This window comes from Mesorhizobium sp. M7A.F.Ca.AU.001.01.1.1, from assembly GCF_004022735.1.
Lineage (GTDB): Bacteria > Pseudomonadota > Alphaproteobacteria > Rhizobiales > Rhizobiaceae > Mesorhizobium > Mesorhizobium ciceri.
This window is the reverse complement of sequence record NZ_RZPF01000105.1, coordinates 1-12,148: the sequence shown is the minus strand read 5'-3', so window position 1 is coordinate 12,148 and position 12,148 is coordinate 1. Positions and strand designations below refer to the sequence as shown.

Below are 12,148 nucleotides of genomic sequence, written 5' to 3'. Positions count from 1 at the left end.
GGGTGTGAAGTAGGGCAGTAGGGCAGTAGGGCAGTAGGGCAGTAGGGCAGTAGGGCAGTAGGGCAGTAGGGCAGTAGGGCAGTAGGGCAGTAGGGTGGCATTTCGTGAGCGCGACTTTCCGCGCACATACTGCCCTACTGCCTTACTCCCCTATTCCCTTATCTACCTGCTCCGCCGCCGCTCCGATGCCGGCTGGAATGCCACGCGGGCGTGGTACTTGCAGTAGGGACCGGTTTCGGCGGCATCGTTGCCGCAGAAATGGAAGTCCTCTGAAAGCGGATCGCCGTTCGGCCATTTGCAGGTCCGCTCGGTCAGCTCGACCAGCTGCAGATGCCGCGAGATCGGCAGCACGACATTTTCGACCGGGCGGATGTAATGGCGTGCCACGGGTTCGGCGTCGAACTGCGTCTGCAAAGCGGTCGCGCCGACCGATGTCGTGACATGGCGTGCCGTGGTTGCGGCGCGTGATACCGATTTCTGGACAGTCGATCCTTGCGCTGCCTTCTTCTGGCGTGTTGGCGTGGCGGTCGAGCGACCGCGGCCCGACAGTTTCAGCCGATGCACCTTCCCGATGACCGCATTGCGGCTGACCCCTCCAAGCTGCGCAGCAATCTGGCTTGCGCTCAGACCCTCCGACCACAGTTTTCTCAAGAGTTCTACCCGCTCGTCAGTCCAGTTCATGAGACCGCGCTCCTCTAAGCGTGCGGCAATCGGAATCCTTCTCCCGACCCGGCAACATTTGCCAGGGCAGACACCACATATATCTGGTGATTAGGTCCGCCGCACGAAATCTAGTTATTTCTCGACTACAACTACTCTATGCGCTGACTCGGTGACAAGAGTCCCAAGTGCAACACGAATCGGTTTTTTCGGTTTTCCCCAACTTGCCCGGTCGCTTATGAGCCGGCGTCCCGTCGGGGGGCTTGCCGCGCGCCACTACGCGACGTTTTCGTTGACTTCATGGCCGAAAAACAGGATAAGCCGCACAGGCCGCCGCTTTGGCGGCTTTTTTGATTTTCCGGTACCGGAGACGCATATAATGAGCGGTTCGGCGCTTTACGAGACCTTTGCTCGCGCACCCCTGGCCTTCGACCACGGGGAAGGCACATGGCTGATTACCGACAAGGGCGAGCGATATCTCGATTTCGCCGGCGGCATCGCCGTCAATTCGCTGGGCCACAGCCATCCGCACCTGGTCGCCGCACTCACCGAGCAGGCAGCCAAGCTGTGGCATGTCTCCAACCTCTACGAGATCCCCGGGCAGAGCCGGCTTGGCGAACGGCTGGCCGACGCCACCTTCGCCGACAAGGTGTTCTTCACCAATTCCGGCGCCGAGGCGCTGGAATGCGCGATCAAGACGGCGCGGCGCTACCATTTCGTCAAAGGCCATCCCGAGCGCTTTCGCATCATCACCTTCGAAGGCGCCTTCCATGGCCGCACGCTGGCGACCATCGCGGCTGGCGGCCAGTACAAGTATCTCGAGGGCTTCGGCCCCAAGGTCGAAGGTTTCGACCAGGTCGGCTTCGACGACATTGACGCCGCCGAAAAGGCGATCACGCCGGAGACGGCCGCGATCCTGATCGAGCCGGTGCAGGGCGAGGGCGGTATCCGCCCGGTGCCGACGCAGTCGCTGAAGCGGCTCAGGCAATTGTGCGAGCAGCACGGCCTGCTGTTGATCTACGACGAGGTCCAGTGCGGCATCGGCCGCACCGGCAAGCTGTTCGCACATGAATGGTCGGGTGTAACGCCCGACATCATGGCGATTGCCAAGGGTATCGGCGGCGGCTTCCCGATGGGCGCCTGCCTTGCCACGGATGAAGCGGCGGTCGGCATGACCGCCGGCGTGCATGGCACCACGTTCGGCGGCAACCCGCTTGCCATGGCGGTCGGCAACGCCGTGCTCGATGTCGTGCTGGAAGACGGCTTCCTCGAAGATGTCCAGCGCAAGGCGCTGCTGATGAAGCAGGGTCTGGCGTCGGTCGCCGACGAGTTTCCCGAAATCATCGAGGACATCAGGGGTGCCGGGCTGATGCTCGGCCTCAAATGCGCCATGCCCAACACCAAGGTGAACATGGCCTTGCGCGACCAGCACCTGTTGACGGTTCCGGCCGGCGACAACGTCATTCGCCTGTTGCCGCCGCTCACCGTCACCGACGCCGAGATCCATGACGCGCTCAACCGCATCCGCGCCGGCGCCAAGGGCCTGGCGGAGGCGATCGCTTCCGCCGCGGCGAAGTAATCCCGGAATCATTGCTGATGTCAGTTCGCCATTTCACCGATCTTTCCACCGTTTCCGAAGGCGACCTGCGCTTGATGCTGGACGACGCGGTGGTGCGAAAGGCGCGGCTCAAGGCCGGCGAGCGCACCAAACCGCTCGAAGGCAAGGTGCTGGCGATGATCTTCGACAAGCCGTCGACGCGCACGCGCGTCTCCTTCGACGTCGGCATGCGGCAGCTCGGCGGCGAGACCATCATGCTGACCGGCACCGAGATGCAGCTCGGCCGTTCCGAGACCATCGCCGACACCGCCAAGGTGCTGTCGCGCTATGTCGATGCGATCATGATCCGCACCACCTCGCATGAGCGGCTGCTGGAATTGACAGAGAACGCCACCGTGCCGGTGATCAACGGACTGACCGACGATACCCATCCCTGCCAGCTGATGGCCGATATCATGACCTTCGAGGAACATCGCGGTCCGGTAGCCGGCAAGACCATCGCCTGGACCGGCGACGGCAACAATGTGCTGCATTCCCTGCTCGAGGCCTCGGCCCGGTTCCGCTTCAACCTCAACGTCGCCGTTCCCGAAGGCAGCGAGCCGGCGCAGAAGCATATCGATTGGTCGCAGGCGCATGGCGGCAAGCTGCACTTCACCCGCTCGCCCGAGGAAGCCGTCGATCAGGCCGACTGCATCGTCACCGATTGCTGGGTGTCGATGGGCCAGGAGCATCGCGCCCGCGGCCACAATGTGTTCTCGCCCTACCAGGTCAATGCCAAGCTGATGGCGAGAGCCAAGCCGGACGCGCTGTTCATGCACTGCCTGCCGGCGCATCGCGGCGAGGAAGTGACAGACGAGGTTATCGACGGACCGCATTCGGTGGTCTTCGACGAGGCCGAGAACCGGCTCCATGCCCAGAAGGCCGTGCTTGCCTGGTGTCTAGGCGCTTGAAGTGTCTGGGCGCTTGATCCCTGGGAGCTTGATCTGCGGGCGTGTGATGCCTATTTGCGCCGCATCACGCAAATCAAGCGCGTTTCGACGCATGCGCCCCGGAGGGCGGCATGGCCGCGCCCTGGAGCTTTGTCATGTTGGAAACCTATCAAGTGACTGAACATCACCCCAAACTCGGCGAATTCGGCTATGCCGGCGACGATCACGTCGTGCCGTTCGAGGTCGGCCCTCTCGACGTGCGCGGCCGCACGGTCCAACTCGGGCCGATGCTGGACGCCATCCTCAGCCGCCACGATTATCCCGAGCCGGTCGCCCGCCTGCTGGCGGAGGCCTGTGTGCTGACCGTGCTGCTCGGCACTTCGCTGAAGTTCGAGGGCAAGTTCATCCTGCAGACCCGCACCGACGGACCCGTCGACATGCTGGTTGCGGATTTTTCCACGCCCTCGGCGCTGCGCGCCTATGCGCGTTTCGATGCCGACCGGCTGGAAGCGCTGGTCGCGGCGGGCGAAACCTCCCAACAGACGCTGCTCGGCAGTGGCGTGCTGGCGCTGACCATCGACCAGGGCGCCCATACGCAGCGCTATCAGGGTATCGTCCAGCTCGATGGCGAGACCCTGGAAGACGCGGCACGCACCTATTTCCGTCAGTCGGAGCAGATCCCGACGGATATCAGGCTGTCGGTGGCCAAGCTTTTGACGCCCGGTCCCGGCGGCGCCCGCGAGCAATGGCGCGCCGGCGGTATCCTGGCGCAGTTCCTGCCGCAGTCGCCCGAGCGCATGCGCGTCCCGGACCTGCCGGGCGGCGATGGCGATCCGCGTGAGGAGATCCACGATCCGGTCGACAATTCCTGGCAGGAGTTGCTGGCTCTGCTCGGCACCATCGAGCCGACCGAACTGATCGACCCGACGATCGGCGCCGAGCGGCTGCTCTACAGGCTGTTCCACGAGCATGGCGTGCGCGTCTTCGGCGGCGTTCCGGTCGCCGACCAGTGCTCGTGCTCCAGGGACAAGATCCGCGGCATCCTCGAGGGTTTTTCCGCCCAGGAGATCAAGGACAGCACCGAAGACGGCGGCATCCACGTCGCCTGCGAATTCTGTTCGAAGCAATATGATTTCGACCCGGCGGAATTTGCGGCCCAGTAGAGTAGAAACCACGCCTCACCGGTCGCTCCGCGGCCGGTGAGGCGAAATCAATTCACCGTCCGCCGCGTCCCCGGCAAGTCCAGCGAAAACGCCGGAATGGCGATGTCGAACGTCTCGCCCCGCTTGTTGCGCATCGTGTAATGCCCGACCATGATGCCGGACGGTGTCGAGAGCGGGCAACCGGACGTGTACTGGTAGCTGTCGCCGGGATTGAGTTCGGGCTGGTCGCCGACCACGCCGGGGCCGCGCACTTCCTCGACCCGGCCGGTGCCGTCGGTGATGTGCCAATAGCGCGACAGAAGCTGCACGAAATCGTCCGACTGATTGTCGATCGTTATCTGATAGCCCCAGACATAGCGGTTCTCCGAGGGATCCGAACGGTCCTCCAGATAGAACGGCCTGACCTGCACTTCGATGTTGCGCGTGACGGCGCTATACATAAGCGGCTCCAAAAAACGGTTCCAGCGGAACTTTCGGCGCTCCGTGCGGTTAGGTCAACCGATCGAAGCCTCCTCTGGCCGGCCTCGCGGGCAGGTGCCGACAAAGAATGTCATTTAAGTGACATATGACAATGATGGTGTGCGCGGACTGGTGACGCGCGACTCGGGCGCTCTGCTGAACTGTTGAAACCGGTCATCTTGCGGACCGGTTTTCCTGGAGTGACCGGATCTCGATGCAACTCACTCTCATAGCCGCCACGCTTTCAACCGTCCTCATCCTCTCGAATCTCGCCAGCATCGTGCTCGCCGTGTCGCGTCTGAGACGGCGTCGCACCATTGCGCCGCCGGCCGGCAAGCCGCGGCCGGTGTCGATCGTCGTGCCGTCGCGCGGCGTCGAGCCGTTCACGCAGGAGACGCTGGAGCGCGCCTTCTCGCTCGACTGGCCGCGCTATGAGCTGATTTTCTGCGTCGCCCATGCCGACGATCCGGTGATCAAATTGATAAACAGGACGATCGTCCGGTTTCCGAAAGTGCCGGCCTGGCTGCTTGTCGGCGATGACCGCATCAGCGCCAATCCGAAACTCAACAATTGCGTCAAGGGCTGGGAAGCGGCGCGGCACGACTGGGTCGTCCTGGCCGATTCCAACGTGCTGATGCCGAGGGACTACATCCAGCACCTGATGGCTGCCTGGCGGCCCGGCACCGGCCTTGTCTGCTCGACGCCGATCGGCTCGCGGCCGGCCGGCTTCTGGGCCGAGGTCGAATGCGCTTTCCTCAACACGCTGCAGGCGCGCTGGCAATATGCCGGTGAGGCGCTCGGCCTCGGCTTTGCCCAGGGCAAGAGCATGCTCTGGAACAAGCCGATGCTCGATGCCAATGGCGGCATCCGCGTGCTGGCCGCCGAGATCGCCGAGGATGCCGCTGCGACCAAGCTGGTGAACAGTCTCGGCCTGCGCGTCAATCTCGTCGCCGCCCCCTTCGAGCAGCCGCTTGGCCGGCGCTCGTTTGACGAGATCTGGTCGCGTCAGGCCCGTTGGGCGCGCCTGCGCCGCGTCACTTTCCCGCTGTTCTTCGCACCCGAAATCCTGACGGGCGCCGTGGTGCCGCTGGTGCTTGCGCTGATTGCAGCGGCAAGCGCCGGCTTCAGCCTCTGGGCAACCGCCCTTGCCGTGCTGGCGGCCTTCTATCTTCCGGAGTGCGCCCTGGCCTGGTCCAAGGGCTGGTACCTGTCGCCACGCATGGTCGCCGCGATCATGGCGCGCGACCTGATCCTGCCGGCGATGTGGGGGCGCGGTTGGCTCGGCGGCGCCGTCGACTGGCGCGGCAATGCGATGACCATCGGCACCAAGACGGCCGAGCTGGAAGAGACGCCGTCCGGCGCCTGAAGGCCTCCTACCTGGCCTTCAGCGCCTGCGCGATGTCCTCGAGCAGATCGTCGGCATCCTCCAGGCCAACCGACAGCCTGAGCGTGCCCGGCCCGATGCCGAGCTCGGCGCGCGCCTCGTCGCTGAGATTTTTGTGCGTCGTCGTCGCCGGGTGGGTGATCAGGCTCTTGGCGTCACCGAGATTGTTGGAGATCAGGACGATGTCGAGCGCGTTCTGCAAGGCGAAGGCCGCCTGCTTGCCGCCCTTGACGTCCAGGCAGATCAGCGTCGAGCCGCCCGACATCTGCTTCTTGACGATGTCGGCCTGCGGATGGTCGGCGCGGCCGGGATAGATGACGCGCGCGATTTCCGGCCGTTCGGCCAGAAAATCCGCGATCCGGCCGGCACTTTCCGTCTGCTGGCGTACGCGCAGCGGCAGCGTTTCCAGGCCCTTCAGCAGCGTCCAGGCGTTGAAAGGCGAAAGGCTTGGGCCGGTATGGCGGAAATAGTCGTGCAGGTTCTCGTCGATCCACTTCTTGTCCGACAGGATGACGCCGCCGAGACAGCGCCCCTGGCCGTCTATGTGCTTGGTCGCCGAATAGACGACGATATGGGCGCCGAGCTGCAAGGGCTTCTGCTGCAGGGGCGTGGCGAAGACATTGTCGACGATCAGCCTGGCGCCGATCGAATTGGCAAGCGAAGCGACAGCGGCGATATCGACCACTTCCAGCGTCGGATTGGTCGGGCTTTCCAGGAAGAACAGCTTGGTGTTCGGCTTGATCGCCTTTTCCCAGTTGGCGATGTCGGTGCCGTCGACCAGCGTCGCCTCGATGCCGTATCTCGGCGCCAGCGTCTCGACCACCCAGCGGCAGGAGCCGAACAGCGCACGCGCCGCCACGATATGGTCGCCGGCCTTGGCGCTGCACAGAAGGGCGGCCGTCACCGCGGCCATGCCCGACGCGGTGGCGCGCGCGTCTTCCGCACCTTCCAGCGCGCACATGCGCTTCTCGAACATGTCGACGGTCGGATTGGCGTAGCGCGAATAGATGAAACCCGGCTCTTCGCCCTTGAAACGGGCTTCGGCGGCTTGCGCCGTTTCGTAGACATAGCCTTGGGTGAGATAGATCGCTTCTGACGTTTCGCCGAAACCGGAACGCAGCGTTCCGCTGTGCACGAGTGCCGTCTGAGGCTTCCAGTTGCGCTTCTTGGTGCTCATCGCTTTTCTTCCAGACACAAAAAAACCGGCCGCGAAAGTCGCAACCGGTCCATACGGCCTTGCGGCCCGACGGTCCTTTAGCGACTTGTTTAACGTGGCTGCAAGCCGACCGGCCAAATCACCACGGGATAACGACCCTTTAGACCCGCACCGCGCTTGCGTCAATTGCCGGCTTCATTAAGAGGTTTGTACCAAGCAGGAGTGGAGCCTTGCGGCAGACAGGCATTCTTCCCGACCAGGACATATCGGCGCTGCTCCAGTCCGGCGCGCTGAAGTCGGCGCGTGCGCTCGACACCGACCAGATCCAGCCGGCCAGCCTCGATCTCAGGCTCGGCGACAAGGCCTGGCGGGTGCGCGCCTCCTTCCTGCCCGGCCCCAATCACAAGGTCTCGGAAAAGCTCGACCGGCTGCAGCTGCACGAGATCAATCTGGCCGAGGGCGCGGTGCTGGAGACCGGCTGCGTCTACATCGTGCCCCTGCTTGAAAGCCTGGCGCTGCCGGCGGACATTTCAGCCTCGGCCAATCCGAAGAGTTCGACCGGACGGCTCGACATCTTCACCCGCGTCATGACCGATCGCGGCCACGAGTTCGACAAGATCGCGGCCGGCTATCATGGCCCGCTCTTTCTGGAAGTCAGCCCGCGCACCTTCCCGATCGTCGTCCGCACCGGGTCGCGCCTGTCGCAGATCCGTTTCCGCACCGGCAATGCGCTGCTCTCCGAAGCCGAGTTGCACGACCTGCATCGCACGCAGATGCTTGTCGCCACCGAGCCGCCGAACATTTCCGGCGGCGGCATCGCGCTGTCGATCGACCTCAACGGCGATCAAAGCGGCTTGGTCGGCTATCGCGGCAAGCATCACACCGGCCTCGTCGATGTCGACAAGCGCGCGGCCCAGGAAGTCGTCGACTTCTGGGAACCGATCCACAAGAGCGGCGCCGGCGAACTGGTGCTCGACCCCGATGAATTCTACATCCTCGTCAGCCAGGAGGCGGTGCATGTGCCGCCGCTCTACGCCGCCGAGATGACGCCCTTCGATCCGCTGGTCGGCGAATTCCGCGTCCATTATGCCGGCTTCTTCGATCCGGGCTTCGGCCATTCCGCATCCGGCGGCACCGGCAGCCGGGCGGTGCTGGAAGTGCGCAGCCATGAAGTGCCGTTCATCCTCGACCACGGCCAGATCGTCGGCCGGCTGGTCTACGAGCATATGCTGAAGCGGCCGCAGGCGCTCTACGGCACCGATCTCGGCTCCAACTACCAGGCGCAGGGCCTGAAGCTGTCCAAGCATTTCCGCGCCGCGCGCTGACCCTCATTGCCCCAAGGCAAAATACTTGCCTGTACCGGCTCGCCATGCTTGGCTGCCTTGCCGCCCGTCAAGCTGGCGGCGTTCAAGGGGAACCAAGAAAATGCGATTTTCGAAATGGGTCATATCGGCGGCGGGCGCTGCCATGCTGGCAACACTGGCCGGCTCTCTGTCGGTGCAGGCGGCGGAGAAAATCAAGATCGGCACCGAGGGCGCCTATCCGCCGTTCAACACCATTACCGCCGACGGCAAGGTCGAAGGCTTCGACATCGACATCGCCAATGCGCTGTGCGCGCAGATGAAGGTCGAATGCGAGATCGTTACCCAGGACTGGGACGGCATCATTCCCGCTTTGCAGGCCAAGAAGTTCGACGCCATCATCGCCTCGATGAGCATCACCGAGGAGCGCAAGAAGCAGGTCGCCTTCACCAACAAATATTATACGACACCGCTGGCTCTGGTGGCGCCGAAGGACACCGATCTCACCTCGACCGAACCGGCGGCCCTTGCCGGCAAGACGGTCGGTGCCCAGGCTTCGACCACGCAGGCCGACTATGCCCAGAATGAATATGGCAAGGCGGGCGCGGAGGCCAAACTCTATCCCACCCAGGAAGAGGCGATCACCGACCTGACCAACGGTCGTCTTGACGCCGTGATCTCGGACAAGTTCGTGCTGATGGATTGGCTGAAGAAGGCAAGCGACGGCTGCTGCAAGCTGGTCGGCGACGTCAAGGGCACCGAGACCCAGGCCGGCATCGCCGTGCGCCTGGACGACACGGCCCTGCGCGACAAGCTCAACGCGGCCATCGACGCGATCGTTGCCGACGGCACCTACAAGAAGATCCAGGCCAAGTATTTCGACTTCGATATTTATTGAGGCAGAGGCGCCTTTTCCTTCTCCCCTTGTGGGAGAAGGTGTCGCCGGAGGCGACGGATGAGGGGTGTTCCAGGGAACGCCAACGTTTCACTCCGCTGGAACACCCCTCATCCGTCTCGGCGCTAACGCGCCGATCCACCTCCCACTTGGGGAGAAGGAAAAGGCGCGCTCTCAAAGCGCCTTCACAGCCACCTTCACCGGCTGCTCGATCTCGAGCGGGTTGCGCAGCGGCAGGCCGAAATCCCCGGCCTCGATCTCGAAGACATCGCCGGCCTCGGTCGTGATGCCGTCGGCGAAGGACAGCGTCGCCGTGCCGAACATGTGCACATGCACGTCACCCGGCTGGCGGAAGGCCGCGTATTTGAAATGATGATGTTCGAGATTGGCGATGGTGTGCGACATGTTCGCTTCGCCGGACAGGAACGGCTTTTCCCACAGCACCTCGCTGTCGCGCACGATGCGCGAGGTGCCGCGGATGTCGGACGGCAGGTCGCCGATCAGGATCTCCGGCCCGAACGAGGCGTTGCGCAGCTTGGAATGCGCGAGGAACAGATAGTTCACGCGCTCGGTGACGTGGTCGGAAAACTCGTTCGACAGCGTGAAGCCGACGCGGAAAGGTGCGCCGTCGTCGCCGATGACGTAGATGCCGGCGACCTCGGGCTCTTCGCCGGCGTCCTTGGCAAAGGCCGGTGACAGGAGTGCGGCGCCTGGTGCCACCGCCATCGTGCCGTTGCCTTTGTAGAACCATTCCGGCTGCACGCCGATCTGGCCTTTCGCCGGCTTGCCGCCCTCCAGCCCCATGCGGAACATCTTCATGGAATCGGTGAGCTGCTCCTCGCCGTCGGCGCTCAGCTTCTTGTGCATGGAATCGCGCGTCGCGGCGGAGCCGAGATGCGTCAGCCCGGTGCCGGTCAGGTGCAGATGCGCCGGATCGGGGTGATTGATCGGCGACAGCAGCCGCCCCTTCTTGTAAGCGGCCTCGAGATCGACCGTCTCGCCAAGCCCCTTGCGTTCGATCAGCGCGACGAGGCCGACGCCGGTGCGGGCGGCCTCCATCGCCAGCGAATAGACGCTGCGGGCGCCATTGATGATCCGGGTCTTGCCGCCATTGCGGGCGACGACGCGGATGGTCTCGGCGTCGTCAAGGATCTGGGAGATCAGCATGATGAATCCTCTCTCATTTGCCTTGGCAGGGCTGCCAAAACGGCAAACCTTGCTCAGCGCGGCCGGGACCTCGTCCATGCCACGGTTTAAATTCTCAGTTCGGATTGCGCTCGCGGGCCTGGTCCCTCAGGGACTTCTGTTACCGGCGGGTTGCCGGCAGCGTCGCGATCGTATGCCTCCTGCTTTCCTCGATCAGAGCAGTTCACCGTTTCACGGAAACGGCGAACCGCTCTAACTCATTGTCTTGGCGCAATTCCGGGCGGAAAACCGTTTCACACTTTTCCTGGAATTGCTCTTAAGTCCGTTCAAGCCTTGTTCTTGTTGTAGACGTCGAAGATCACGGCGCCGAGCAGCACCAGGCCTTTGACCACCTGCTGCCAGTCGACATTGACGCCCATGATCGACATGCCGTTGTTCATCACGCCCATGATGAAGCCGCCGACCACCGCGCCGATGACCTGACCGACGCCGCCCATCGCCGAGGCGCCGCCGATGAAGACGGCGGCGATGACGTCGAGCTCGCTGCCGAGGCCCGCGGCCGGCACCGCCTGTCCCAGTCGCGCCGCGATGATCAGGCCGCCGAGCGCCGACAGCACGCCCATATTGATGAACACCATCAGCGTCAGCCGCTCGGTGTTGATGCCTGACAGCTGCGCGGCCTTGGCATTGCCGCCCATGGCGTAGATACGGCGGCCGATGGTCATGCGCTTGGTGACGAAGACGAACAGCGAGATCAGCACGCCCATGACGAGCAGCACGACCGGCAGGCCTCTGTAGCTGGCGAACTCATAGACCAGGAACAGCGCCAGGGCGCTGGCGACCAGCGTCTTGACGACGAACAGGGCAAAGGGCTCGGCCTCATAGCCATGGCGTTCGCGCTTGCGACGCGTCCTCACCCCGAAATAGGCATAGGCCAGCACGGCGATCAGGCCCAGCACGATCGTCGTCATGTGCAGCGTCAGGCCGCTGCCCATGATGGTCTTGCCGGCCGCGTTCACCGTCGGCGGGATCAGCGTCAGCGGGCCGATGACATCCGGGATGAAGCCCGAGCTGAGCATTTTGAAGTCGTCGGGAAGCGGACCGACCGAGGATCCGCCGCCCAGCAGCGCCTGGCAGATGCCGCGGAAGATCAGCATGCCGGCCAGTGTCACGATGAAGCTCGGTATTCTGTGATAGGCGATCCAGTAGCCTTGCGCCGCCCCGATCAGGCCGCCCACGACGAGGCAGATGATCGAAACCACCAGCGGATTGCTGAGCGGTCCAAGTTGCCAGATGACCATCATGTTTGCCGCCAGCGCGCCGATGAAACCGGCGACCGATCCGACGCTGAGGTCGATATAGCCGGAAACGATCACCAGCAGCATGCCCAGCGCCATCACGATGATGAACGAGTTCTGCTGCACCAGGTTGCTCAGGTTCACCGGCTTGAACAGCGTTCCCGACGTGGTGAACTGGAAAAACAGCATGATGACGATC

The 12,148-nt window shown here is 63.7% G+C and carries 11 protein-coding genes and 1 riboswitch; of the genes, 6 read left to right on the top strand and 5 right to left on the bottom strand.

Features of this window, described 5'->3' with window-relative positions; genetic code table 11:
- Positions 1-162: 162 nt before the first annotated feature.
- Complete coding sequence (locus tag EN884_RS09285; RefSeq protein ID WP_063170012.1) at positions 163-681, bottom strand: GcrA family cell cycle regulator; 519 nt, start codon at positions 679-681, stop codon at positions 163-165.
- Positions 682-1,039: 358 nt separating this feature from the next.
- Here EN884_RS09285 and EN884_RS09280 point away from each other — a divergent pair, with 358 nt between their 5' ends.
- From EN884_RS09280 to EN884_RS09270, 3 genes are all read left to right on the top strand, one after another.
- Positions 1,040-2,239 (top strand): aspartate aminotransferase family protein, encoded by a 1,200-nt coding sequence (locus EN884_RS09280; RefSeq protein WP_063170013.1) that lies wholly within the window; start codon positions 1,040-1,042, stop codon positions 2,237-2,239.
- Positions 2,240-2,256: 17 nt separating this feature from the next.
- Positions 2,257-3,168, top strand: a complete 912-nt coding sequence (gene argF / locus EN884_RS09275) for an ornithine carbamoyltransferase (RefSeq protein ID WP_013533642.1) — start codon at positions 2,257-2,259, stop codon at positions 3,166-3,168.
- 110 nt (positions 3,169-3,278) lie between these two features.
- Positions 3,279-4,310 (top strand): Hsp33 family molecular chaperone, encoded by a 1,032-nt coding sequence (locus EN884_RS09270; RefSeq protein WP_013533641.1) that lies wholly within the window; start codon positions 3,279-3,281, stop codon positions 4,308-4,310.
- 47 nt (positions 4,311-4,357) lie between these two features.
- Here the strand turns inward: EN884_RS09270 and apaG are convergent, their stop codons facing one another.
- Complete coding sequence (apaG, locus tag EN884_RS09265; RefSeq protein ID WP_013533640.1) at positions 4,358-4,750, bottom strand: Co2+/Mg2+ efflux protein ApaG; 393 nt, start codon at positions 4,748-4,750, stop codon at positions 4,358-4,360.
- A 233-nt stretch (positions 4,751-4,983) separates the two neighbouring features.
- Between apaG and EN884_RS09260 the strand changes: the two genes are divergently transcribed.
- On the top strand, positions 4,984-6,135 hold the full coding sequence (locus tag EN884_RS09260) for a ceramide glucosyltransferase (RefSeq protein WP_063170014.1): 1,152 nt from the start codon (positions 4,984-4,986) through the stop codon (positions 6,133-6,135).
- Between the two features lie 7 nt (positions 6,136-6,142).
- On the opposite strand, the gene EN884_RS09255 is transcribed toward EN884_RS09260, so the two are convergent.
- Entirely contained in the window at positions 6,143-7,330 is a 1,188-nt protein-coding gene (locus tag EN884_RS09255) for an O-succinylhomoserine sulfhydrylase (RefSeq protein WP_063170015.1), read from the bottom strand.
- Positions 7,331-7,387: 57 nt separating this feature from the next.
- A riboswitch (SAM riboswitch) is annotated at positions 7,388-7,465 on the bottom strand.
- A 74-nt stretch (positions 7,466-7,539) separates the two neighbouring features.
- On the opposite strand from EN884_RS09255, the gene EN884_RS09250 reads away from it, so the two are divergent.
- Both EN884_RS09250 and EN884_RS09245 read left to right on the top strand, forming a co-directional pair.
- On the top strand, positions 7,540-8,634 hold the full coding sequence (locus EN884_RS09250) for a 2'-deoxycytidine 5'-triphosphate deaminase (RefSeq protein ID WP_063170016.1): 1,095 nt from the start codon (positions 7,540-7,542) through the stop codon (positions 8,632-8,634).
- Between the two features lie 100 nt (positions 8,635-8,734).
- Positions 8,735-9,508 carry an ABC transporter substrate-binding protein gene (locus EN884_RS09245; protein ID WP_024503157.1) on the top strand — a complete coding sequence of 258 codons (774 nt, stop codon included), beginning with the start codon at positions 8,735-8,737 and terminating at the stop codon, positions 9,506-9,508.
- Between the two features lie 171 nt (positions 9,509-9,679).
- Here the strand turns inward: EN884_RS09245 and araD1 are convergent, their stop codons facing one another.
- Both araD1 and mmsB read right to left on the bottom strand, forming a co-directional pair.
- Complete coding sequence (araD1, locus tag EN884_RS09240; protein WP_013533635.1) at positions 9,680-10,672, bottom strand: AraD1 family protein; 993 nt, start codon at positions 10,670-10,672, stop codon at positions 9,680-9,682.
- A 305-nt stretch (positions 10,673-10,977) separates the two neighbouring features.
- Positions 10,978-12,148, bottom strand: a 1,171-nt coding sequence (gene mmsB, locus EN884_RS09230; protein ID WP_164894956.1) for a multiple monosaccharide ABC transporter permease, incomplete at its 5' end; no start/stop codon positions are given.